Raw genomic sequence first — 24,193 nt, 5'->3', positions numbered from 1 at the left:
GGAGCAGACACCGGTATAGGATCAGCCGTTGGACGGAAAGCCAAATCTTCGCTCCGGGAGTGCAATTTCAGATATAATAATGTTTATTTTTTCCATTTTGGAAAAAGTCATGCGTTCTCTTGAGCAATTGACGAACGATGCCGAACGCCCCAAAACACCGGTTAAATGACAAAACTCGAGCCATGCGCCTGGAGAAACGAATGACCGCCCGAACGAATGCCCACGGATTGCAAGTTGCCGACGTTCTCTATGACTTTGTGAACACTCAGGCATTGCCGGGGACTGGAATAGACCAGGATCATTTCTGGAGCAGCCTGTCGTCCCTCATCCATGATCTGGCGCCACGCAACAAGGCGCTGCTGGAAAAGCGCGATGCGCTGCAGGAAAAGATCGATGCCTGGCACAAGGCCAATCCTGGAACGCCCGACATGGCCACCTACAAGGCCTTCCTGAGCGACATCGGCTATCTCGTGCCCCAGGGCGACGACTTCGGCGTCGGCACGGACCGGGTCGATCCCGAAATCGGATCGGTTGCCGGCCCGCAGCTCGTGGTGCCTGTCATGAATGCGCGCTATGCGCTCAATGCCGCAAACGCGCGCTGGGGGTCCCTCTACGATGCGCTCTACGGCACGGACGCGATGGGCTCGAAACCGGCGCCCGGAGGCTTCGATCCGGCGCGCGGCGCCGAGGTGATCGCCTATGCGCGCAAGGTACTCGATGAGGCTGCACCGCTCGCCTCGGGCAGCTGGACACGGGCAACGGGGTTTGCCGTCAGCGCCGAAGCGTTGCTCGTGAAGACGGCAGGCGGGGATGTCGCCCTGGCGGACCCGTCGCAGTTTGCCGGCTATTCGGGTGACACCGATGCGCCTTACAAGATCCTGCTGGTCAAAAACGGCCTGCACCTGGAAATCAACATCGATGCGCAGCATCCGATCGGCAAGACCGACGCGGCACACATCTCCGACGTGGTCCTCGAATCGGCCATGTCGACGATCATGGACTGCGAGGATTCGGTGGCGGCGGTCGACGCCGAGGACAAGGTCGTCGTCTACGGCAACTGGCTCGGCCTGATGAAGGGCGACCTTGAAGACACGTTCGAAAAAGGTGGCAAGTCCGTCACGCGCCGCCTCAATGGTGACCGCAACTACACGGCGCCCGGCGGCTCCGCCCTGACGCTCCACGGCCGCTCGCTACTTCTGGTGCGCAATGTCGGTCACCTGATGACCATCGACGCGGTTCTGGACAAGGACGGCAACGAAGTGCCCGAAGGCCTGCTCGACGGTATGATCACCTCGCTGATCGCGCTCCACGACATTGGCCCAAATGGCGGTAATCTCAACAGCCGCTCCGGGTCGGTCTATATCGTCAAGCCGAAGATGCACGGCCCAGAGGAAGTGGCGTTCGCCTCCGAGATCTTCGACCGTGTCGAAGATGCGCTGGGCCTTGAGCGCAACACGCTCAAGATGGGCATCATGGACGAGGAGCGCCGCACGACGATCAATCTCAAGGAGTGCATCCGTCAGGCGAAGGACCGTGTTTTCTTCATCAACACCGGGTTCCTGGACCGCACGGGCGACGAGATGCACACGTCCATGGAAGCCGGTCCGATGATCCGCAAGGGCGACATGAAGACATCAACCTGGATCGGCGCCTATGAAAACAACAATGTCGATGTCGGCCTCGCTTGCGGCCTGCCGGGCCACGCGCAGATCGGCAAGGGCATGTGGGCGATGCCGGACCTGATGCAGGCGATGCTGGAACAGAAGATCGGGCACCCGATGTCCGGCGCCAACACCGCCTGGGTGCCGTCCCCGACGGCCGCGACCCTGCACGCGCTTCACTACTACCAGGTCTCGGTTGCGAACCGTCAGGCAGAACTCAGGTCGCGCGATGCGGCCAGGGTCGAGGATATCCTCTCCATCCCCGTCGCCGAGCGGCCGAACTGGGCACCGGAGGACATTCAGGCCGAACTCGACAACAACGCGCAGGGCATTCTGGGCTATGTCGTGCGCTGGGTTGAGCAGGGGATCGGCTGTTCCAAGGTGCCGGACATCAACAATGTCGGTTTGATGGAAGACCGGGCCACCCTGCGGATTTCGTCGCAGCATATCGCCAACTGGCTGCATCATGGCGTGGCCACGAAAGAGCAGGTCATGGAAACCATGAAACGCATGGCCGCGGTTGTCGATGAGCAGAATGCCGGTGACCCGCTCTACCGGCCGATGGCCGCCGACTTCGACAACTCCGTCGCATTCCAGGCGGCGTGCGAACTCGTGATCGAAGGCACCAGCCAGCCGAACGGCTATACCGAGCCGGTGCTTCACCGCCGCCGGATCGAATTCAAGGCCAGGGCGGCCTGATCTCGTCGGAACTGCGGACGGAGGTCCGGATGATTTAACAATTGCGGCGGCTGCCTCTCTTAGCAGCCGCCGTTTTTGTTTGTGTTCGCATGCCGGTATTGGCCGGCTCCTCCGTCCGGCTGCGGTTCAGCCCGCAATGCGCAGCGGGATGGCCGACTGCACTTCCTTGGCGATCTCGCTGATCAAGGCATTGACCGCCGGACTGTCGGCACCGTCACGCACCCGGGCGATATAGGTGATGTCCGGCGGGGTGGGAAGCTCGCTATCGATTGTGGCAATGTCCGGTGTGACGTGAAGCCCGTTCAAAAGCGCGACGCCCAGACCCGACTTGACCGCCGACTGGATGCCCGCTGCGCTCGGGCACTCCAGAACGTTTTCGAGCCTGTGCCCCGCCGAGAGGCCCTCGGAGAACGCCCAGACCTTGTAGAAGCAGTTGCTGTCAAAGGACAGAAACGGAATGCGAGCGCTCGTGTCCAGGACGAGATCCGGTGACCGGACCCAGTGCAGCGTGTCCTCGAAGAGGATCAGATCGCTCGGTTTCACGTCTTTCCGGAAGACTTGCATCACGGCGACATCGAGTTCACCCGCCTGCAGCCAATCCTGAACGCACAGGCTCTGGCTTGCGCGCGTGTGAACCGTGATCTCGGGAAACAGCCGCGTGAACCGGCCGAGGATCCGGGCAACACCGCTCGTTGTCGTGTCTTCGGTCATCCCGAGCCGGATCGTGCCGGACACCGGCCGCTTTCGAAGCGATGCCAGCGCCTCGTCATGCAGATCGACAATCCGGCTTGCGTAGGTTTTGAGCCGTTCACCGTCTTCCGTCAGAAGCGGTGCGCCCGAACGTCTGGTCAGAAGCTCGCAATCAAGGTTCTGCTCCAGCCGCCGGATCTTGTGACTGACCGCCGACTGGGACACGCAAAGATGCTCGGCCGCCCTGGTGACGCCGCCCTGCTGCACGATCGTCAGCAACGCGCGAAGGGCATCGATCTCCAAACGTTCCGGCATTTCGGATCTCCAATGACAAAATTAGATGGTTGTATGACATTCATTCATTTGCTTCATAGCATAGGTGTGCGCTAGGAATTTGGAAAGACCTCATTTCATGGAGCGGCATTCATGCATCTCGTCAATGACCACGCGCTGATCGACAACACCCGCATTGCGCACGGCATCCACGGCAAGGGCGAGCCCGTCGTCCTTATCCACGGGACACCGTCCTCGTCCTACATCTGGCGCAAGATTTCCCCGGCCCTGGTGGACGCTGGTTACAAGGTCCACGTCTACGATCTTCTCGGCTTCGGTTTGTCGGAACGTCCCTGGAGCCCGGACGTTGACACCTCCGTCACCGGTCAGGTTCCGATCCTTCAGGGTTTGCTGCGTCATTGGGGTTTGGATTATTTCCATCTGATCGCCCATGACATCGGTGGCGGCATCGCTCAGCGCTTCGGTGTCTCGTATCCGGAACGGCTCCGGTCGCTGACCATGATCGACACTGTTTCGTTCGGCTCATGGCCGTCGAAGCGCACGAACGAACAGATGCAAAATGGCCTGGAAAGGCTCATCAAGGCGGGTGATGGCGAGCATCGGCAACACTTCCACGACTGGCTGCGCAGCACCGTTCACGACCCGGATGGATTGGACGAAACCGCGGCAGGCATTTATCTGGATTTCATATCAGGCCCGATCGGCCAAGGCAGTCTCTTCCAGCATCAGGTCCGGCATTACGATCCGCGGCACACGCAGGAGGTTGCAGACCGGCTGCACGAACTCGGCAGGCTCCCGGTGCAGCTGATCTGGGGGGCGGACGATGCCTGGCAGGTTGTCGACTGGGCGCACAAGCTTCACGACGCAATCCCGGGCTCGGAGCTGCATGTTCTCGAAGACTGCGGGCACTTCGCGATGGAAGATAAGCCCGAAAAGATTTCTGGACTGCTGGTCGATTTCCTGAGCCGGCAAAAATGATGTGCCGGATCCACATAATATCTTCAACAGATCGGACACCCCAATGAAGCTTTCTGATTTCAAGGCCCTCACGTTTGACGTCTACGGCACATTGATCGACTGGGAGAGCGGCATGGTGACCGCGCTCAAACCGCTGACCGACAAGGTCAGCCTGCACCTGAGCCGGGACGACATTCTGGAAGCGCACGCCTATCATGAATCCACCAGCCAGCGCTGGACACCGGCAAAGAAGTATTCGGATCTGCTGGGTGTCGTCTATCGGCGTCTCGCCGAAGAATGGGACGTGGAGGTGACCTGGGAAGAGTGTGCGGCCTATGGCCTGTCCGTGCGCCAGTGGCCGGCCTTCGACGACAGCAGGGAGGCGCTCGCCTATCTGAAGGAACACTTCAAGCTGGTCGTGCTGACCAACACGGACAATCTGAGCTTTTCGGGCTCGAACGGCCGTCTCGGCGTCCACTTCGACGGGGTCTACACCGCCGAGGATGTCGGCAGCTACAAGCCCGCGGATCGCAATTTCGAATACATGCTCGAAACGCTCGCCCGCAACGGCATCGCCAGGCATGAAATCCTGCACACGGCGGAAAGCATGTTTCATGATCATGCTCCGGCCAACCGCCACGGACTCGCGAACTGCTGGATCTATCGCCGCCACGACAAGCAAGGATTTGGAGCGACCATGAACCCGGGAGACATGCCGACAGTCGATTTCCGGTTCGACAGCATGGCGGATCTGGTCGAGGCGCATAAGCAGGAACTGGCTGCCGGCTGATCCTCAACGTTCAGCGCCAGCGATTGCGCCTCAGGCGTTCGTCGATGGGGATGCGCGCGTGGTATTCCGCGACATCAAGCACCATCGGGACCGAGAGGCCGTTCTCGTAGTGAACGAACTCGTCCGCCGATTGCCGGAACTTCATCGTCGCGTAGAAGCGCGCCAGATCCGGCACGCAGTCGATGTAGATCTCGCGAATGCCGGTGGCCTGCACGAATGTCGCGATGGCGGCGAAGATTCGCATGTAGGTCGCACCGCCGCGCCATTTCTCCGGGATCGCGTATTTGGTGATGACGCAGGTCTTGTGCGGATGGTGATCGGAAGCGCCCATGCCGTAGAGCTCCGGCAGGATGGAAAGCCCGCCGTGCTGCGCGAGATTGACACGCGCGGTGCCCGCGTCTTCGCCCTCGTAGACGGCGATGAAGCTGGTGCCGTGCTCGTCAAGCGGATCGATGAGCGTGCACGCCTCATGGTCGGCATAAGGAGAGGGGCGCCCGAACTCACCGCAATAGACCTCGTAGCGCAGGTGTTGCGCGCGAAGAATAAGCTCCTCGGTGTTGCACTGGAACACTTCGAGTGGCGGCGGGGCCGCTTTTTCGAAATCGTCGAGCAGGACGTCGTTCTGCTGCAGTCGCGCCCGCATCAGCTTCGCAAGATATCTTGAAAAGGCGGCGGCCATGTCCGGCTGCCGTGTTTCCAGGAGATCGAGTTCCTTTCGGCCGATGCCGAGCGCGCGAATGTCCGTGAGCGTTTCGACGCGTGCCGATGCCCCGCTTCCTGTCAGGAAGCCGATTTCACCGAGGATCGTGTTGCGGCCGGATGTCAGCCGGGTGGACATGTCGCCCTGCTCGAAACGGACTTCCACCTCACCCTCCAGCACGAGCAGCATGTCGCCCGCAAATCCGCCTTCGTAGCGCAGCACATGCCCGGGCGGGAACCGGCGTTCGTCGCAGATGGACGTCAGTTCGGTCAGGATATCGGGTTCCATCGGTCAGCTCCCGTCCGGTTTCGCCACGGTCTCCTTGAGCGACGTCAACGGCTTTTTCTCCACTACCACGCGCTCGAAAACCGCTTCCGAGTCCGGCCACTCCGTTCCGAACATGCGGTCGAGAAACCGCGTGCCGAGGCCATAGTTCCCCGTGTATCGTGAATGATGAAGCGCATGGTACACCGTCGACGTGATGTACTTGCCCTTGACCTTCATGAAGTTTTCGGAGCGGATTTCGTAGTTGGCGTGACCGTAGGAATTGATCACGAGGTAAAGCGCAAACCAGGTCGCGATGCCGAAGAAGTTCAGCGGCATCAGGAACTGGTCCACCAGCGCAAGCACCCCGAGAATGCCGAGGTCGAAAATGAACTTTTCCCAGAAGGAAAAGGACAGCGCCGTGAACGGGCTGGACAGGCGGCTGCGGTGATGCTCGGCATGGATCCAGTGGAGCGATTTCAGATGAAAGGCGCGGTGGGATGCATAGTGCCAGATCTCGGCCCAGAGCGCCGTGAGCAAGAGACTGCCGAAGAAGCTGGCAAACGACCGGCTGTCGAAGAGCCCGAACAGCAGGAAAATCATCAGCATGAGTGCATGCAGCGGCGTGTGCAGGGAGTTCTTCAGTTCCCGCCGCACCTGCGGGTCTTTGATCGGCAGGCTGTAGATCCGGTCGCGCGAGAGATCGACTTCGTAGTCCTCGACGCATAACCAGAACAGGGCCATCAGGTGACCGATCACGGCGATCAGGCAAAGCATCGCCGCTTCCGCTGCATCCATTTCCATCCCCCATGCTTGCATGCATCCATTGGCACCCTGACCGTGAGGCTAGAAAAACCGGTGCCCCCGGTCAAGCGACACGCACCCTAGCTATCTGGAAAATAGGCCGTTTTGCAGCATGGATAGGGTCCGGGTGCTCCCGGTCGTCAGACGTCGACCCAGATGGAGCCTTCATTATGGGATGCGACGGCGGCATGGATGAAGCGCACACCGCCTTCGCCATCGCCGACCTGCGGCAGGCCGATCCAGTCAGGCGGGATCGCGACACCGTCACGGCGGGCGGCGACGGCCATGGCGAACTCGGTATAGAGATTGGCCCAGGCCTCGATGAGGCCTTCCGGAAAGCCGCGCCCGGTGCGCACGAAGCGCTCGGTGGCGGCGGATACGCCGTGACCATGGCCCCGGCTCAGGACCCGGTCGGGGTCTCCGAACACGTTGAGCCGCAATCGCTCGGCGTCTTCCATGTCCCATTCCAGACCGCCCTTCGATCCGAAGATCCTGAGACGCAATCCACCCCTGTTGCCGGAGGCGAGGCGGGTCGCCATCAGCGTGCCCGGGACCCCGTCGCCATACCGGGTCATCATGAAGACGGTGTCTTCCAGCGGTTTGGGAGCGCCGCACACATGCATTTCGGCCCGCACATGGGTCAGCGGCAGTCCGGAGACGAAACTCGCCAGATGCGCTGCATGGGTGCCGATATCGCCTGTGCAGCTCGTTGGCCCGGATATCTTTGGATCGACCCGCCATTTGACGTGCGGTGCGGCTTCCACACCGTCCGGGATCATCCAGTCCTGCATGAATTCCACGTGGATCTGGTTGATGTCCCCAAGAGTGCCCGCGGCAACGATTTCCCTGGCCTGGCGGATCATAGGATAGCACGACATCACGTAGGAAACGCCGAACACCACTCCGGCCTCCGCGCTCCGCGCGGCAAGATCCTCCGCCTCGGCAATTTCGTTGGTGAGCGGCTTGTCGCAGAGGATGTCGATGCCTACCTCGAGGAAGGCGAGGGCCGCCGGATGATGCATGTTGTTCGGCGTCGTGATCATGACCGCATCGACCCCGTCGCTGCGCGCGGCCTCGGAGTCCGCCATCTCTTCGAACGAGCCGTAGCAGCGTTCCGGATCGAGGAAGAGATCCGCGCCTCTGGCTTTCGCCTTTTCCGGGTCGGACGACAGGGCACCGGCGCTGATCTCCCAGAGATCCGTCATCCGTGCGGCCATCGCCTGCGTCGCGGAAATCCTGCCGCCGCCGACGATCCCGAGCCGGAGACGTCTCGAAAGGCGCGGGAAGGGGCCGTCAAAATCGAAGGATTGGGGAAGAAGTTTCTCGGTCATGGGTCACCTCAAGCCGGTGGCTGTGCGCCTTCCGGCAGCATCTCGACAGCCATGAATATCGACGGCGTAATGGTTTCGAACTGATGCCAGGGATAGTTGCCTTCGGCATCGTACATCGGGCGGTGGGTCGTGCCCGGCGCCATCGGTTCCTCCAGGTAGAGGGTCGACGGGTCTTTCTCTCGGCATTGCTGCATCTTGCCGAAGCCGACAACCTGGGTATGGACTTCGCGGAAGCCGGGCACGGGACAAAAGGGATGGTCCTTGTGCAGGCCCACATTGAGCGGCACCGAGCCGGAATGATACATGGTCAGCCCGATGCGGCCGATCCAGACCTTGGGCGACATGTAGTGGCTGACCCCTCTGAGCCGCTCTTCCTGCCGCACATCATAGGCTGACGGCCATGTACGTTTGACCTGATCGAACAGGGCGTCCGTGTCCGGATAATCGTCGAAACGCTCGATCAGGATTGCCTTGTCCACGTCCGTGATGTCCGCATCAGCAACGACGGCGGACTGCAGGTGTTCAAGAAACTGGTCGAAGATCCTGACGGGTTTCTCTGCAAGGTTCAGGAGGATGACCTTGCCGCCGACACTGACCGTCGGCTCGCCTGTAACCAGTTTCACTGTGAAAAAAGGTTCTGCGAAATCGAGTATTTTGGTCGGCATACGCTTAGCCCTCGCTGTCGGGGAAATTCTGAGGCAACGGGTCGGGCACATCGCAGCGGCTGGAAATATCAACGAACGCTCCAATTTCGGGAGACTTCAGCATGCCCTGCATGATCTCGCACACGTGATAGGCCATCGCTCCGCTGGCGCGCGGTGGCCGGCTGTCGCGCACCGCAAAGGCCAGATCCAGCAGGCCGATCCCGCGTGCATCCCAATTGTAGCCATGATCCACCTCGGCCACGCACCATTCCGCCGGTGCCTGTGGGCGTGGCCGCATGGTCCAGCGGGACTCGGCGCGCGTTCTGTACCAGACGGGGCCGGCGAAAATGTTGGCGCCATCGCCGGGGTCGGGGTCCGGAATGCAGATCGTGCCGTCCTCACCGTAGATTTCCAGACGCGGTGTCTCGCTTTCCCAGACATCGAAGGACACCATCATCTGGCCGATGACGCCGCTGTCGAATTCGAACATGCTCAGGCAATGGGTGTCGACCTCGACCGGCATCATCGCGCCGTGTCGTGGCCCGTTCTCGATCATGCGTTCGGGGAAGGTCTTGCGTGCCATCCCGGCAACGCGCGTGATCGGTCCGAGCAGAAATACCATCGCGGTCAGGTAGTAGGGGCCGAGATCGAGCAGCGGGCCGCCGCCATCCTGGTAGTAGAAATCCGGGTTCGGGTGATGGCGTTCGACCCCGTGTGTCGGCACGAAGGCCGACACGCCCGTGGGGGCTCCGATGACGCCGCTGTCCAGGAGCTTGCGCACGGTCTGCCAGCGCCCGCCCAGGAACGTATCGGGCGCGTTGCCGACCAGGAGCCCGCGGGTGCGTGCAAGTTCCAGGATTTCCGGCCCGTCGTTCAGGGTCGTCACGAAGGGCTTCTCGGAGTAGACATGTTTGCCGCTTTGAAGCGCCATCCTGCAGATATCTGCATGCGCTGCGGGAATGGTCAGGTTGAGAACGCAATCGATATCGGGGTCGGAAAGGAGCTCTGCCGGCTCGCAGGCTTTCGGCACACCATGTTGCGCAGCCTTGGCCCTGCTTGCCTCGATGTCGAGGCTGGCGCAGGCGGTGATCTCCAATCCGTCAAACGCAGCACAGTTCTTGAGGTAAATGTCGCTGATGCGTCCGCAGCCAATCAGGCCGACCTTCAGGAGCGTCATGTCGCCTCCTGCCGCATCAGCCGCTTCATGGCAGCGGTCCGGAACGGGGCGTTCGGCCCGCCATAACCCGCATACTTGCCCGTTCTTTGAACGATTTCGAAAAAGAACCCGCCGGCCACGGGCCGGCTGTAAACTTGGTAGAAGGCGCCCAGTTCGTCTTCGTCATAGAGAATGGCCGACTGTTTCAGGCGCTCGATCTCCTGATCGTCAAACCCGAACCTGGCTGCAAGATCGTCATAGTAGTTGCCGGGCAGGACCAGTGGCTGGAAGCCTCGGGACCGAAGTTCTGCTGCGGTCTCGAAAATGTCGTCGCAGGACAGAGCGATGTGCTGCACCGCGGACGCGCTTCGGCCCGAGATGAATTGTCCGGCAAGCGTGTCTTTCGACTCCGCCCCGTTCAGCGTCAGGCGGAAGACGCCGTCGGGCGCCTCGATCACCTGGCTGCGCACAATGCCGCCAGGGTCGACCACGTCGAAGACAGGACGCTTGGTGAGGTCGAATTGCGCAGTGTAGAAAAGCGACCAGCTCAGCATCTCCGCGTAGTCCATCGTCTGCGCGATGTGATCGACGGTCTGAAGCCGGCCGGCATCGGGACCGCTCTCCACAGGCTCGAACTCCACGTCCCAGACATCGGACAACCCGCTTGGTTCATCAAGCAGATGCATGATTGACCCGCTGACGGCATGGATCGCCGGCAGCGCCATTTCCCCGTCGTTGAGCGGCTGGCGAAACGGCTCCGCACCAAGGCGGGTGGCGCGGTTCACGGCCGCCTTCGCGCTGTCGACACGCAGGCCGATGTCACAAACGCCAAGGCCATGCTTCTCGAAGCAGGAGCGTGCGAACCCGCTGTCGTCCTTGTTGATGACAATCCGGATGCCGCCCTGTTGCCAGACGGCAACCGCCTTGTTGATGTGTCGCGCCGCCAGGCGAAAGCCGAGGCTTGCAAGCAGCTGTTCGAATTCGGCGGCTGACGGCTCATCCGCCGTGAACTCGATGAACTCGACCCGTTCGACACGAGGGCGCGCCGGCATCGGCTGAATGCCGATCCGGGACTGCGGTGCATCCCGTTCCACGTCGTCGGCCAGTGCCATCAGCGAGCGGTAGCCGTCACGCGCGATCAGCTCGGGACTGCCGCCCCGGAACTGGTCGTTGAAAATCTCCAGGGAAATCGGACCGTCATACCCGGTTGCGGCGACGGCTTTCAGAAATCCGGTGACATCGAGATCGCCTTCTCCCGGCATGTTGCGAAAATGGCGGGACCAGTAAAGCAGGTCCATGTCGATCCGCGGCGCGTCGGCAAGCTGGACGAAGAAGATCCTGTCGCCGGGGATCGACTGGATGCTGTCCGGCGAGAGTTTGCGCCCGAGCGTATGGAAACTGTCGACGATCAGACCGACGGACGGATGATCCGCCCGGCGCACGATTTCCCATGCGTCGCGCTGATCGTTGATGTAACGGCCCCAGGCGAGCGCCTCATAGCCGACACGTACACCGTGCGCCTTTGCAATGTCACCGAGTTCGGCAAGGTCGGATGCCGCCCGGTCGATGCCGCCGAGCGCCTTCGGATGTACGCTTGAACAGATCAGGACCAGATCGGTTCCGAGCCTGTTCATGACGTCGAACTTGCGCTTTGCGCGGTCAAACGCGCGGGCGCGCTGGGGCTCTGGCAGTCCCTCGAAGTCGCGTAGGGGTTGAAACAGCAGGATTTCTAGCCCATGGTCTCGGACCATTTTTCCGACATCTGTAGCGCCACCGTCATGTGCGATGAAGTCCTGTTCGAATATCTCGATACCGTCGAAGCCGGCAGCGGAAATAGCCGCGAGCTTCTGCGGCAGATCTCCGGCAATGGACACCGTCGCTATCGACGTCTTCACCGTGTTGCCCTCCTCCGAAACACGCACCAGGTTCACAGGCACCTCAGAATGTACCAAAGGGTTAATTTGTCAATGATCAATTCTCTGAAAGGCAGGTCAGGCGCGTGAAAAAGACGGAAGGCGAGCGCAAGACGAGCTGGAAACAGGACCCGGAGGGCGTAAAGGCCGACATTCTTGCCGTGGCCACGTCCGTTTTCGCCGAAGCCGGGTTTTCCGGCGCCCGGATCGACGAGATCATCCGGCGGACGAAAACCTCAAAGCGGATGATCTACTACTATTTCGGCGACAAGAGCGGCCTTTATTCCAAGGTTCTCGAAGCGGCCTACACGCGGCTCCGCAAGGGCGAGGGGCAACTCGATCTGGAGGCTTTGCCGCCCCTGGACGCGCTTGCGAAACTCGCCGCCTTCACCTTCGACTTCCACCGTGAAAACCCCGAGTATATTCGCCTGATCGCGATCGAGAATATCCATCACGGCAAACATCTGAAGCAGTCGGAAACCATACCGAAGCTGAACAGCCAGATCATCACGGGGTTGGAAGATCTGTGCCGCCGCGGTGTCGAGGAGGGCGCATTCCGGGACGACGTCGATCCGCTGGAACTGCACTGGACCATATCCGCGTTCTGCGTGTTCAACATCTCCAACCGGGCAACCTTCTCGCACCTCTATGGCGATGACCTTTTCACGGATGCCGGACAGGAGCAGCTACGCGCGCGCCTCGTTACCATGGTGCTCGACACGGTGCGGGTTCGGTAGTTAGGCCGATCTTCAGAGCGGCAGCGCTGGGCTTTCCTGCAGGCCGAGATGCAGCTCGTCGCCTTCGTAGGGATGCGCGCGGGCGACGTCTTCATTGAGATCCGATCCAAGACCCGGTTCCGCAGGGGGAATGACATAGCCGTCTTCCCACTGGATCGGCGTCTTCAGAAGATCGGCATAAAATCCGTCGAACGTGCGGATCGATTCCAGCACCAGGAAATTCGGACTGCAGGTGGCCAGCTGAATGTTGGCGAGCGCGACCAGCGGACCGCAATAGAGATGCGGTGCGACCTGGGCGGAATGGCACTCGGCCATTGCGGCGATTTTCTTGGCTTCGAGCAGGCCGCCGACGCGTCCGAGATTCATCTGCAGGATGCTGGCGGCTCCTGTTTCCAGAACGCGGGAGAATTCGTATTTGGTGCAAAGGCGCTCGCCCGTCGCCACCGGTATCGACGTAAAGCGCGCGACCTCGGCCATGTCCTCCGGTTTTTCCGGCGGGATCGGCTCTTCGAACCAGAGCGGGTCATACGCTTCCAGCCGTCTTGCCATGCGCTTGGCACCGGACGCGGTGAACTGCCCATGGGTGCCGAAAAGCAGATCCGCCCTGTTGCCGACCGCCTCCCGGATCGTGCGGCAGAACGCTTCCGAACGGTCCAGGTCCTGCAGGCTCGGCTGGTGTCCGTCATAGATCGTGTAGGGGCCGGCCGGGTCGAACTTGACGGCCGTGAAGCCTTTTTCAACGGCCGCGACGGCGGCCTCGGCCGCGATATCCGGATCGTTGTAGACATTGGGCGTGTCCGGATCCGGGTAGACATCGCCAGCCTCGGGATAAAGGTAGGTGTAGGAGCGGAGCCTGTCGTGAACCTTGCCGCCCAGCAATTCGTAGACGGGCTTGCCCGCCGCCTTGCCGATGATGTCCCAGCAGGCCATCTCCAGCCCGGACAGGACACCCATCACCGATACATCGGGCCGCTGCGTATAGCCGGCTCCATATGTCTTGTGCCACAGCTTTTCGATGTGATGCGGGTCCTGGCCTTCAAACTGCCGCTTGAACACGTCTTCCGCCATCGCGGCGACGAGGTGCGGCCCGAAGGTCGCGTTGTAGATCTCGCCGTAACCGGTAAGACCGCAGGCCGTCACCAGCTTGACGAAGATGAAGTAGCGGCCGCCGTGACGCGGTGGCGGATTGCCGACCACAAAGGTCTCGATTTGGTCGAGTTTCATGGAACGCACTCAACTCCCGTTGCTGATCGTGATCGACTTCACCTTGGTGTAGGCATCCAGCCCCTCCCAGCCCTTTTCACGGCCGTATCCGGATTTCTTGTTGCCTCCGAACGGCAGTTCCAGGCCGCCGGCCCAATAGTCATTGACGGAAACCTGACCGCAATCCATCGCATGTGCAACCCGCATCGCGCGCCCGACATCGCTCGTATAAACACTGGCAATCAGCCCGAATTCGGTGCCGTTGGCAAGCCGGATGGCTTCTGCCTCGGTCTCGAAATTCTGCACGGACAGAACGGGACCGAAAATCTCGTCCTGCACGGCCGGATCGTCAGGTCCCAGATCGGCAATCACCGTCGGCTGGAAGAACCAGCCTTTGCCGGTGTCCGCGTCGACCGTAACGTCGCCGCCGGTCAGAAGGGAAGCGCCACGGGCCTTTGCCGCCTCGACATGGGCCTTGATGCGCGACAGGTGCAGGTCCGAGTTGATGGCACCCATGTCGGGGTCCGACAGTCCGTGTCCGGGTTTGATGGACTTTGCGCGTTCGGCGAGGATGGCGAGGACGTCATCGCGGATCGCCTTGTGCAGGATCAGCCGGGACCCGGCGGAACAGATCTGGCCGGAATTGGAGAAGATCGCCCAGTAGGAGCCGTCGGCGACCTTTTCCGGGTCCGCATCCTCGAACGCGATCAGCGGCGACTTGCCGCCGAGTTCCAGCGTCAGCCGGGTGACATTCGGCGCGGCCATCTGCGCGACATTGATACCGGTTGAGACGGATCCGGTGAAGGTGAGCTGCTTGATCCTGGGATCGCGTGCCAGCTGAGCGCCCATGTCGGCGCCGAGGCCGGTGACGACGTTGACAAGGCCGCCCGGAACGCCCGCCTCGCACAGCAGCTCCGCCATCACCAACGCCGTGAAGGGCGTCGTCTCCGCAGGCTTGGCAACGACGGAGCAGCCCGCGGCAAGGGCCGGGGCGACCCCGCGTGCGAATGTCGAGGTCGGATAGTTCCATGGAATGATATGCCCGGTGACGCCGACCGGTTCGCGCACCGTGAAGGCGGTATGGCCCGGGCCGAGATTGACGGACCGGCCGTCGAGCTTGTCTGCGGCACCGGCGTAGTATTCAAACAGCCGCGCGGAGGACTGAACATCGCTCTGTGCTTCGGCGAGGGTCTTGCCGCTGTCGACAACTTCGATGACCGCGAGGCGATCGGCATTCTCGCGAAACAGGCGGGCGACAGTGTTGAGGATCGTGCATCGCTCTCCCGGCGGGACCTGGCGCCAGTGCGCCGCAGCTTTTTCAGCCGACGCGATTGCCCGGTCCATGTCGGACGTTTCGCCGAGTGAAAATTCCGCGAAGGCCTCGGCCCGTCCCGGGTCGAAGCTTTCCATCTTGCGGTTCGACGGCGGTGTCGTCTTTCCGTCGATGAAGTGGCCGTCGGGCAGGGAGGGCAGGTGGCCGGTATCCAGGTAGGTTCGGGCGATGGTCTCAGCTGTCATGTTGCGGCTCGTTTCCGGTCTTGCAGGATCAGGTCCGCCCCTTTCAGGGCGAGCATCATGGTCGGGGCATTTGTATTGCCAGAAGTGATGTTGGGAAAGGCGGAAGCGTCGACGACGCGCAGGTGTTTGACGCCGTACACGCTGAGGCGGCTGTCAAGAACGGCGGAGGTCCGGTCCGCGCCCATCCGGCAGGTCGAGACCGGATGATAGACCGTGCTCGCCCGCTCCCGGAAATCGGCGAGCAGTTCGGCGTCTCCCAGCGTTTCGAGATGCGGCGCGAGTGATGTCTCCACGACGCCGCGCATCGCGTGGCTGCCCATGATTTTCTGGCAGAGCCGGCCGCCTGCGACAACGGCTTGCCGGTCTTCTTCGGTGCTGAGCGAATTCGGCTGGATCCCCGGTGCGACAGCGGCATCGGCGCTTGTGATGCTTATCTGCCCGCGGCTCGTCGGCCGGGTCGGCTGGGCACAGATGATGAAGCCGTCGAACGGGTCGAGCGCCAGTCTGGTTCGAGCCCCGGTCTGCGCCATCCGGTAGCTGATCGGGTTGAAGTAGAGTTGCTGGTCCGGCCGGTCCAATTCAGGGCGGGATCTCAGGAACCCGCCGCATTGATTGACCGAAAGGGCGAGGGGCCCGCGCCGGGTGAAGGCATATTGCAGGGCAGCCCGTGCCTGGCCGGCCAGCGGCCGCAGGACGGAATTCAGCGTGCTTTCCCTGGCCCTGAAGGTGTAGGTAGCCGCCAGATGGTCCTGAAGATTTGCGCCGACATTGTCGTTGGCGCAAATGACCGGGATCTTGAGCGACTGCAACAGCCGGCCGGGACCGATGCCGGAGACCTGCAGCAGGTGCGGAGATCCGATCGCACCCGCTGAGAGGATGACCTCGTGCCGGGCGGTAACCCGCTCGCCATCCGCAAGCAGGATGCCGACCGCAGAATTATCTTCAAAGAGGATGCGGCTTGCCCGGGCACAGGTTCGCAGCGACAGATTGGGCCGTGCAAGCACGGGCCGCAAGAACGCACGCGCGGAAGAACAGCGTTCGCCGTTTTGCGTGGTGATGTGGTAGACGCCGCCGCCTTCGGGCGCCGCACCGTTGAAATCGCCGGACCTCGGCAGACCGGTTTCTTCGAGCGCGGCGAAGAAGTGCCGATTCAGCTTGTGGATCTCGCTGGACGTATCTTGCACGTGGATCGCGCCCGCGCCGGTCTTTTCACCCGTGGGCCCGACCTTGGTTTCCAGGCGTTCGAAGACCGCTTTGACCTCTTTCCAGCCCCATCCGCGTGCGCCTGCACGTTCCCAATCGTTGAAGTCTTCGGGAAGACCGCGGCAATAAACCATGGCGTTGATGGACCCGGATCCCCCGAGCATCTTGCCGCGCGGCCAGGAGATGCTGCGCCCGTTGAGCCCGGCATCCGGGTCGGTCCTGAACTGCCATGTGTGTTTTGCGCTGGTGACGAGTTTTGCATATCCCAGCGGCATGCGAACCCAGGGCGAACTGTCGGGTCCGCCCGCTTCGAGCAACAGGACGGAGGTTCCGGGATCAGCGCTCAGGCGTTCGGCCAGGATGCACCCGGCAGACCCGGCGCCGACAATGATGTAGTCGAAAGTGTCCATCGCTCTATCGCCAGGTGACGTCGTTTGCAGTGGATTTTCACCGAGTGCAGCGAAATCTTAAAACGAAAAAAAATTTGGCAATACATTGAAAAAATTTGTAGAAAGAAACTGTTGTTCATAAGAAAAGCAAGGTAGTGGCCGCGGGAGGTGTTCTTGACATACAGTCTGCCACCCTTGTCCTGGCTGCGTGCATTCGAGGCCGCTGCACGGCTCGGAAACTTCACCAGGGCTGCGGAGGAACTGCTGCTCACACCGGCAGCCGTCAGCTATCAGGTGCGGCAGCTGGAGAAGAAACTCGGCTTTCCGCTCTTCGACAGGGTTCACCGGGAACTGGTGCTGACGCGGCTCGGGCAAACATACCTGCCGAGCGTCGAAAAGGCGTTTTCGGATCTGTCCATCGCAACCGTTTCGGTGTTCGGGGAACGCGACCGCCAGCCGGTGCGCTTCCGCTGTCTCAACAGTTTCGGCCACCTCTGGATGATCCCGCGGCTGAAGGCTTTTCAGGATGCGTTCCCGGACATAGAACTGCAGATGATTTCGGCTGCCTGGGCGGAGACGCTTCAGCCCGATCTCTTTGACATCGACATTCGCTTCGGGGACGGCAGCTGGACGGACGGGCATGTCGAATTTCTGCTGAATGACCCGATCGTCCCGGTGTGCCATTCGGACCTCGCGCTTGGGACCAAGGAAAGGGATCTCACGGCGCTGGCGAAGGCGGTGCGTCTCGACATCATGGGTGTGATCGACACCTGGGAGAGTTTTTTCAGGGCCTTTGGCCATCCGGTGCCGCAGCGCACCGGTCTTCAGGTTGATCAGACGCTGTCCGCGCTTGAACTTGCCGCTCTCGGCCACGGGCACGCGCTCGTCCTGCAAAGTCTTGCGCAACCCTATCTGGACGCTGGCCGGCTGGTCATCTCCTCAAGCCGCAAGATCAAGAGCCGCCACAGCTACCATCTGGTCACGTCGGGACCGCGTCAGGCACTCGGTCAGGATGCTGCAGCATTCTGCGAATGGCTGATCACCGAACTGGGCAGAACCGGCGGAAAGTGACGCCTGCCTGCACTGGACGTCACTCAGTCTACGGAGAAGGTGAATTCGAACAGCCGCTCAATCGGGTCCAGTGGTTTGGGATCGGTGTAGCGGTTGATGTCGAGCAGACCCGCCTGGATCGCGCTCTGGGCGTTGAGTTCGGACTGGATAAGGTCGATGCTTTCCCAGAAGCGCGGATCGGTCCGTCTGATGCCATGGGCCGCGATCACGTCCAGATAGTCCCGCTGGCTGCGGATGGCTCTGACAGCGGTCACGAAATCGGGAACCTGTTCTGCCTTCATTCTGAAGATGAAATTCGGGTAGCTGCTGAACTGCCCCTTCACGATGGTGAGCTCGTCCTGCTCCGGTTCGCGGCGCAGATCCTCGTTGAAGATGAAGGCGACGTTGCTGTGCGCCATGTCGTGGGCAATCGTGAACACGTCTGTCGTGTCGCCGTCTTCGACGACGAGGACCGAAACGTCGGCCATGAACTTCGCCCAGGGTGCGGGCTGGTCGCTCAGGCCACGCAGCCTGCCGGCTGCCGACGTCGCGTCGGCGCAGGTCTCTCCGGAGCAGCGGTTGATCGGATCGGCTTCCGGCCAGAGCCGAGGCGCGATGGTCAGCAAACGCGTCAGAAACTCCGTCTTGGGCCTGTCGGTTTCAAAGCGAATGCCCGTCGGTGTCGTGTCGTCGATCGGGCTTTCCTTCCAAAGGTCCAACAGGTTGGCGAGCGGCCCCTTGTACCAGCTGTCATGGAGGGCATCGCGCCGGTCCGCCGGCAGGAAGTAGAGGAACATGCGCTCGCCTTCCCGGCGTAGATTGTCCATGTACATGCGCGTTGTCAGTTGGTGCTCGACATTGCCGAACACGTCGAAACCGGCCACCAGATCGTAGTAGATCCGCTCGAAGAGCGGGAAGTCGATCACCCAGGCCGTCTTGGGGATCGCGCCCTCGAAGCCGGTGACCACGGACGCGGACGAGAAGTTCCTGTAGATCGTCAGACGTGCTTTGGTGTTGGTGCCGTCCCCGTCCCAGATATCCGAATAATCGAGACCGCCGTCGCGGGCGGCCCGTTCGGCGTAGCGTTGCTGCCGGAAGGCCTGATACTTCAGCGGTCCGACCAGCAGAAAACTCTTCAGCCGTTCCGATAACTTGTCGTCCGACAATGCGACGGGCAGCTCCAGGACCGGGATCGCGTCCCTGAGAAAACTCGGATCCGTCACGGAAAGGTCCGCATCGGGATCGAGGAAAGACACCCAGAACCGGTCCTGAATGACATTCACCGCGACCTGACCGTAGCAGACCGGCCCGCGGATGAAGGTGCGCACGAAAAACAGCGCGTCATCGAGAAGGAACTGGTACCTGCTGCGCGGCGGGATCGCCTGGAAAGTCGAGAGCGGGTTGCCGCCGGCCTCCCTCGAGTAGGGCGGCAGCGCGTCGAGTTCCCAGTCCGGTGCGAGGAACAGGTCCCGGTAGCGCGCCAGCCGGTCAGCCCCGATTTCATAGACGATGTGCTCCTTGTGCAGGATCGTGCCGTCTATCGGAATGAGCCGGTAGAAGAAGGGGCCTCCGGGGTCGTCGAACGGGCGCCGTGACGGGATTTCTTCGTGTGGGCGTTCTGCGGGCGTGCGTGAGCGGATGATCCTGAAGAAGCGCCTCGGATCATCCCCTTCGATATGCAGATGGGCAAGGAACAGGTGTTCGTAGATGTAGCGGGCAACGAGCCTGGCCCGAAGGGTGTCCCGGTTGAAGAACGTCTCGATCTCCTCGACGCTTGCGGCAACGTGATCCGGGATCCGGATCTCCTCGTTTGCGGCGGGAGATCCTGCGGCGGCCCAGGCAAGGAGCGTTTCATAGTCCCGGTCCGGCAATGGTGCCGTGCCGAAGGGCATGCCTCCGTATCTGTGGTCGGACAGATAGTCTTCGATTTCATCGGGTTTGGGGCAGCTATTGCGTCTCAGCGGACTGATGTTGAGATCGTCGGGCAGGGCTGCGCCCAGTTTGAAGCTCTGCCGGCGCCCGGCTTTCAGCAGGTGTTCCAGGACGGATGTGCTGCCCGGGTCCGCGGTCACGGGAAAGAAGCCTTTCTGACGCCATCCGGGAACGGTCGTCGCATCGATACCAAGGCGCGTGGTCGGTGCGTCTTCCAGCCGTTTGGAATCGTACACCTTCGCCGTTGTCGCTCCGCGCTGCCAACCGGCGGGAGAAGACAGTTTCAACTGACAGGGCGCGTCATAACACCCGTGGCAGACGACGCAGCGCTTGTTCAATGTGTCTTGCACGGACGAATGCGGACCGGAAACCGTCTCGCTGGCGGTAGCCTCGTGCGAACCGGCCGTTTGCCCGGTGAGGAGGACAATCGCACCGATCCCGGCGAGGACGGCCGTCCTCGCTGCATTCAGGATCCCGACTGCAAGTGCCCGCCGCATGCCGCTTACTGAGCCTCGTCTTCATTCGCCTGCGCGGGGTCTTTCCGGGACGGGTCGTCGGCGCCCTTGTAGGCATAGAGATAGCACCAGGCCGCATAGGCGGTGATGGCGCCGACAATGCTCGCCCAGCCCGTGTTGCCTGCCGCAAATTCCACGATGGTCCAGCCGCCGCAAAAGACAACGAGTGCAACCCGCCGCCACAACGGATCGAGCCAGGGGTGTTCTGCGGGTCCCAACACAGTTTTGCCTTTCTTGTGGGTCATCTGAATTTGATCATGTCACCAGTCCTGCCCGGGCTGTCAAGGGTCAGTGTTGACGTCGGGTGAGTTCCAAGAGCTTGCAAAAACAAGCGAAACTTGCGCGCAGAAACTCGTTTTTCGTCTTGAAGTTGGCATCTGAACGCGGGAAGGTGGCACCTTGTTCCAGTTCAACACCGGGTTTCAGTCAACGGGAGCTAGCGGTCCGCGATGATAACAGCGCTTGATCTCCTCACGGCGAATGACACACCGGGCCAGCATGCACCTTCCTACTATGCCGCGACCGCGAACAGGGCGACGAACAACCCGTCTCTGGAAGGATCTGTAACTTATCAGGTCTGCGTTGTCGGTGGCGGCTATACAGGTCTGTCGGCGGCACTGCATCTGGCTGAACGCGGCATCGACGTTGTGCTTCTCGAAGCCAACCGGATCGGCTGGGGCGCGTCCGGGCGCAATGGCGGCCAGGTTGGATCGGGCCAGCGCGTTGAGCAGACTGTTCTGGAAGAACGGCACGGCAAGGCGCATGCGAAGCTTCTCTGGGACCTTGCCGAACAATCCAAGGCGCTTGTCCGCGATCTGATTTCCCGTCACGGCATCGCGTGCGACTATGCGCCCGGCATCCTGCACGCTGATCATCGCAAGGCGTATGTGGAGGAAAGCCGGGACCATGTCGAACACCTCCGGCTCACCTACGGATACGACGACATCCGTTTTGTCGACGGCGATGAAATCGGAGACCTCGTGGGCAGCCCGCGCTATTTCGGCGGCTCGCTCGACATGGGCGCCGGGCATCTTCATCCGCTGAACTTCGCGCTGGGACTGGGCCGCGCCGCCGAGGCGGCCGGCGCCAGGATATTCGAAGAGACAAAGGTCACGGGAATCGACGGCAAGGGCAGCGGCCGGATCACGGTTGCAACGGGGCAGGGGAAAGTCACCGCCGATCATCTCATTCTTGCATGCAACGGCTATCTTGGCAGGCTCGACCGGCAGACAGCCTCGCACGTCATGCCGATAAACAACTTCATCGTCGCAACGGAACCGTTTTCGCCTGAAGAGGCGGAACGCATCATTCGGGGCAACGTGGCCGTCGCCGACAGCAAGTTCGTGATCAACTATTTCCGGTTGTCCGCCGACCGGCGCCTGCTGTTTGGCGGCGGTGAGAACTACGGTTACCGGTTTCCGGAGGACATAAAGTCCTTTGTCCGTGCGCCCCTGCAGGAGATCTTTCCTCAGCTCAAGGACGTCGGCCTCGATTACGGTTGGGGGGGGACGCTGGCCATCACGCCGAAACGCATGCCCTACTTCGCGCGTCCCGCGCCCAATATGCTGACAGCGTCCGGTTACTCGGGGCACGGCGTTGCCATGGCGACGCTCGGCGGCCAGATCCTGGCCGAGACCGTCGCCGGGACAGCCGGACGGTTTGATGTCTTTGAAAAGCTTAACATTCCCGCGTTTCCCGGCGGTGACCGCCTGCGCTTTCCACTCCTGGTCCTTGCAATGACCTGGTTCTCGCTGCGGGACAGGCTGGGGATCTGAGATGCTGCAGCAGAGCAAGCCACCGCGAGAGGTGATCGGCAGCTACTGGGAGGCAAACGCCGGGCAGCCGCGCCTGGATCGTCAGTTGATGGGCAACGCACTGTTTGACGTGGCTGTCATCGGTGCAGGCTATGCCGGGCTCAGCGCAGCCTTGAAGCTAGCGCAGAGCGGTGTTTCCGTTTGCGTGCTGGAGGCCGAACACGTCGGTTTTGGAGCGTCAGGGCGCAACGGCGGTTTCTGCTGCCTGGGTGGAACGAAGCTGGACGGACGTCAACTGATCCGCAAGTTCGGCCTGGAAGAAGCGCGCAGGTTTGTCGCCTACCAGGTCGCCGGGATAAATCTGGTTGCGCAAAGGCTCGAAGCCTGGGGCGTCGATGCAGATCGCCATTCAAGGGGTGAAATGTACCTGGCGCATCGCAGCAGGGATGTCGCGGCTCTGAAATCGGAAGCAGCCTTCCTGAAAGAAAACTTCGGAATGAAGGCGCGTCTGCTTTCAAAGGAAGCGTTGGGGGAAGAGGGTTTCGGCGGCGACGGTTTTCATGGCGGTCTGCACGTGCCTTACGGCTTTGCGCTCAACCCGATGACATACGTTCTTGCACTCGCGGACCAGGTGCGAAAAGCGGGCGGCGGCATTTTCGGCAAATCGCCGGTGACAAATCTGACCAGGGATGGCGAGCGCTGGCATCTTGAGACCATGCATGGCTATGTGCGTGCAAAAAAGGTGGTGCTCGCCGGGAACGGATATGCGCGGGAAAATGCCCCCAAATGGCTTTACGGCCGGACGTTGCCGGTCATGTCCTCGATCCAGGTGACTCGCCCCTTGAGCGACAGTGAACTATCCGCTCAGGGATGGACATCGGACACCATGGCTGCCGATACCCGCATTTTGCTCCATTATTTCCGCCTGTTGCCGGACAGGAGATTTCTGTTCGGAACACGCGGAGGGATATTCGATGCCGAACCTGCCCTCACCAAAATGCGCAAGCGCGCGCGCTCAGACTTCGAAACCATGTTTCCGGCATGGGCGGACGTCGAGACCGAGCACAGCTGGCATGGGAACGTCTGCATGGCGCGTACGCTGACCCCCTTTGTCGGTGCGGTACCCGGCATGGAAGGGGTCTATGCCGCGCTCGGCTGGCACGGCAGCGGGATCGCCATGGCCTCGATCTCGGGAGAAAAACTCGCCGGGTTGATCACCGGAGTACTGAAACAGCAGGACCTGCCTGCGCCGTTGCAACAGCCACTGAAGAAGTTTCCGCTGCCGCTGTTCCGCAAGTTCTATCTGCAGGGTGCCTACTGGCTGTACGGCTGGCAGGACGCGTGAGACCCGGCCACGTGCCGGCCGGCCAACCGATCACTTGACCTGGACGATGTACTTGTTCGAAATGTTTCGGATCTTGGCCGTGCCATAGGTGTGCATGTCCATCGTGAACCTGACGTTGAACACATCCTCGCCGCGGAACCCCCTGTTCGGTGTGTAGATGACGACCGTGCCCTTGACGGGGCGGCCGGCGCAACGTCCCGCTTTTTCACTGAGCGTTCTGGTGATCTGCTGAAACGACACGGAGCCGTTTTTCGGCTGCCGGGTGACTTTCATCTTCGGGATCACCCCGCCACCGCAGTCAGGCCCGTAGGTCGCATGGGATCCAACCGCGCTTGCCCTGTTTGCAGGAACGGTTTCCCGGATCGTGTCCGCCAGGGCGAGAACTGGAAACAACAGAATAAGGACGGAAAGGAAGAGTGAGCGCATTGTCGTGCCTTGTGATTTTATACAATGATGCAAACCCTAAAGAATGCGCTTCCTGATTGCAATCAAGCACCGTTCGAGGACCGCGTATTGCCGGGGCATGTTGCAGAAACGCAACTTTTGATAGCAGTGGCGTTTGGCGGGCGCTCTGTTGCTTGAAGTCAATGCGGTCCCGAGCCGGCCTTGCTTCGCTGCCTTGAACAGGGAGTGGTCCAGTGGCG

At 61.4% G+C, this 24,193-nt stretch carries 20 protein-coding genes; 7 read left to right on the top strand and 13 right to left on the bottom strand.

Annotation, left to right across the window (positions count from 1 at the left end):
- The first annotated feature begins 200 nt into the window (after window positions 1-200).
- Window positions 201-2,360, top strand: coding sequence for a malate synthase G (locus ACO08A_RS03360; RefSeq protein WP_422039828.1), 2,160 nt, complete (start codon window positions 201-203; stop codon window positions 2,358-2,360).
- Between the two features lie 126 nt (window positions 2,361-2,486).
- On the opposite strand, the gene ACO08A_RS03355 is transcribed toward ACO08A_RS03360, so the two are convergent.
- Window positions 2,487-3,365 (bottom strand): LysR family transcriptional regulator, encoded by an 879-nt coding sequence (locus ACO08A_RS03355; RefSeq protein WP_422039827.1) that lies wholly within the window; start codon window positions 3,363-3,365, stop codon window positions 2,487-2,489.
- 111 nt (window positions 3,366-3,476) lie between these two features.
- Between ACO08A_RS03355 and ACO08A_RS03350 the strand changes: the two genes are divergently transcribed.
- A complete protein-coding gene (locus tag ACO08A_RS03350) occupies window positions 3,477-4,322 on the top strand; it encodes an alpha/beta fold hydrolase (RefSeq protein ID WP_422039826.1) in 846 nt (281 codons plus the stop codon).
- 43 nt (window positions 4,323-4,365) lie between these two features.
- On the top strand, window positions 4,366-5,091 hold the full coding sequence (locus ACO08A_RS03345) for a haloacid dehalogenase type II (protein WP_422039825.1): 726 nt from the start codon (window positions 4,366-4,368) through the stop codon (window positions 5,089-5,091).
- A 10-nt stretch (window positions 5,092-5,101) separates the two neighbouring features.
- Here ACO08A_RS03345 and ACO08A_RS03340 read toward each other — a convergent pair whose 3' ends face one another.
- From ACO08A_RS03340 to ACO08A_RS03315, 6 genes are all read right to left on the bottom strand, one after another.
- Window positions 5,102-6,079: a cyclic nucleotide-binding domain-containing protein gene (locus ACO08A_RS03340; protein WP_422039824.1), complete on the bottom strand. Its 978-nt coding sequence runs from the start codon at window positions 6,077-6,079 to the stop codon at window positions 5,102-5,104.
- Window positions 6,080-6,082: 3 nt separating this feature from the next.
- Window positions 6,083-6,853 (bottom strand): sterol desaturase family protein, encoded by a 771-nt coding sequence (locus tag ACO08A_RS03335; RefSeq protein WP_422039823.1) that lies wholly within the window; start codon window positions 6,851-6,853, stop codon window positions 6,083-6,085.
- Window positions 6,854-6,999: 146 nt separating this feature from the next.
- Window positions 7,000-8,190, bottom strand: a complete 1,191-nt coding sequence (locus ACO08A_RS03330; RefSeq protein WP_422039822.1) for a Gfo/Idh/MocA family protein — start codon at window positions 8,188-8,190, stop codon at window positions 7,000-7,002.
- Between the two features lie 8 nt (window positions 8,191-8,198).
- The gene (locus ACO08A_RS03325; RefSeq protein ID WP_422039821.1) at window positions 8,199-8,813 is read right to left on the bottom strand and encodes a hypothetical protein; all 615 of its coding nucleotides are present in this window, start codon (window positions 8,811-8,813) and stop codon (window positions 8,199-8,201) included.
- Window positions 8,814-8,859: 46 nt separating this feature from the next.
- Window positions 8,860-10,011 carry a Gfo/Idh/MocA family protein gene (locus tag ACO08A_RS03320; RefSeq protein ID WP_422039820.1) on the bottom strand — a complete coding sequence of 384 codons (1,152 nt, stop codon included), beginning with the start codon at window positions 10,009-10,011 and terminating at the stop codon, window positions 8,860-8,862.
- The gene (locus tag ACO08A_RS03315; RefSeq protein WP_422039819.1) at window positions 10,008-11,885 is read right to left on the bottom strand and encodes a bifunctional sugar phosphate isomerase/epimerase/4-hydroxyphenylpyruvate dioxygenase family protein; all 1,878 of its coding nucleotides are present in this window, start codon (window positions 11,883-11,885) and stop codon (window positions 10,008-10,010) included. Before ACO08A_RS03315 ends, ACO08A_RS03320 begins: the two co-directional genes overlap by 4 nt.
- A 104-nt stretch (window positions 11,886-11,989) precedes the next feature.
- On the opposite strand from ACO08A_RS03315, the gene ACO08A_RS03310 reads away from it, so the two are divergent.
- Entirely contained in the window at window positions 11,990-12,640 is a 651-nt protein-coding gene (locus ACO08A_RS03310) for a TetR/AcrR family transcriptional regulator (protein WP_422039818.1), read from the top strand.
- A 12-nt stretch (window positions 12,641-12,652) separates the two neighbouring features.
- On the opposite strand, the gene ACO08A_RS03305 is transcribed toward ACO08A_RS03310, so the two are convergent.
- The 3 genes from ACO08A_RS03305 to ACO08A_RS03295 are packed head-to-tail and all read right to left on the bottom strand — an operon-like array spanning window position 12,653 to window position 16,974.
- On the bottom strand, window positions 12,653-13,864 hold the full coding sequence (locus ACO08A_RS03305; RefSeq protein ID WP_422039817.1) for a mandelate racemase/muconate lactonizing enzyme family protein: 1,212 nt from the start codon (window positions 13,862-13,864) through the stop codon (window positions 12,653-12,655).
- A gap of 9 nt (window positions 13,865-13,873) precedes the next feature.
- On the bottom strand, window positions 13,874-15,361 hold the full coding sequence (locus ACO08A_RS03300; RefSeq protein WP_422039816.1) for an aldehyde dehydrogenase family protein: 1,488 nt from the start codon (window positions 15,359-15,361) through the stop codon (window positions 13,874-13,876).
- Window positions 15,358-16,974: a GMC family oxidoreductase gene (locus ACO08A_RS03295; RefSeq protein ID WP_422039815.1), complete on the bottom strand. Its 1,617-nt coding sequence runs from the start codon at window positions 16,972-16,974 to the stop codon at window positions 15,358-15,360. Before ACO08A_RS03295 ends, ACO08A_RS03300 begins: the two co-directional genes overlap by 4 nt.
- A 153-nt stretch (window positions 16,975-17,127) precedes the next feature.
- Here ACO08A_RS03295 and ACO08A_RS03290 point away from each other — a divergent pair, with 153 nt between their 5' ends.
- Entirely contained in the window at window positions 17,128-18,024 is an 897-nt protein-coding gene (locus tag ACO08A_RS03290) for a LysR substrate-binding domain-containing protein (RefSeq protein WP_422039814.1), read from the top strand.
- 23 nt (window positions 18,025-18,047) lie between these two features.
- Here ACO08A_RS03290 and ACO08A_RS03285 read toward each other — a convergent pair whose 3' ends face one another.
- Complete coding sequence (locus ACO08A_RS03285; protein WP_422039813.1) at window positions 18,048-20,432, bottom strand: fatty acid cis/trans isomerase; 2,385 nt, start codon at window positions 20,430-20,432, stop codon at window positions 18,048-18,050.
- 5 nt (window positions 20,433-20,437) lie between these two features.
- Complete coding sequence (locus tag ACO08A_RS03280) at window positions 20,438-20,695, bottom strand: hypothetical protein (RefSeq protein WP_422039812.1); 258 nt, start codon at window positions 20,693-20,695, stop codon at window positions 20,438-20,440.
- A gap of 204 nt (window positions 20,696-20,899) precedes the next feature.
- Here ACO08A_RS03280 and ACO08A_RS03275 point away from each other — a divergent pair, with 204 nt between their 5' ends.
- Both ACO08A_RS03275 and ACO08A_RS03270 read left to right on the top strand, forming a co-directional pair.
- The gene (locus ACO08A_RS03275) at window positions 20,900-22,225 is read left to right on the top strand and encodes an NAD(P)/FAD-dependent oxidoreductase (protein ID WP_422039811.1); all 1,326 of its coding nucleotides are present in this window, start codon (window positions 20,900-20,902) and stop codon (window positions 22,223-22,225) included.
- Between the two features lies 1 nt (window position 22,226).
- Window positions 22,227-23,549 carry an NAD(P)/FAD-dependent oxidoreductase gene (locus ACO08A_RS03270; protein WP_422039810.1) on the top strand — a complete coding sequence of 441 codons (1,323 nt, stop codon included), beginning with the start codon at window positions 22,227-22,229 and terminating at the stop codon, window positions 23,547-23,549.
- A gap of 30 nt (window positions 23,550-23,579) precedes the next feature.
- On the opposite strand, the gene ACO08A_RS03265 is transcribed toward ACO08A_RS03270, so the two are convergent.
- Window positions 23,580-23,975: a hypothetical protein gene (locus ACO08A_RS03265; RefSeq protein ID WP_422039809.1), complete on the bottom strand. Its 396-nt coding sequence runs from the start codon at window positions 23,973-23,975 to the stop codon at window positions 23,580-23,582.
- Window positions 23,976-24,193: the final 218 nt, after the last annotated feature.

Origin of the sequence: Roseibium sp. (assembly GCF_965232425.1) — a bacterium.
Lineage (GTDB): Bacteria > Pseudomonadota > Alphaproteobacteria > Rhizobiales > Stappiaceae > Roseibium.
Note: the sequence above shows the minus strand (reverse complement) of the source record. Positions and strands in the feature narration are given on the sequence as shown.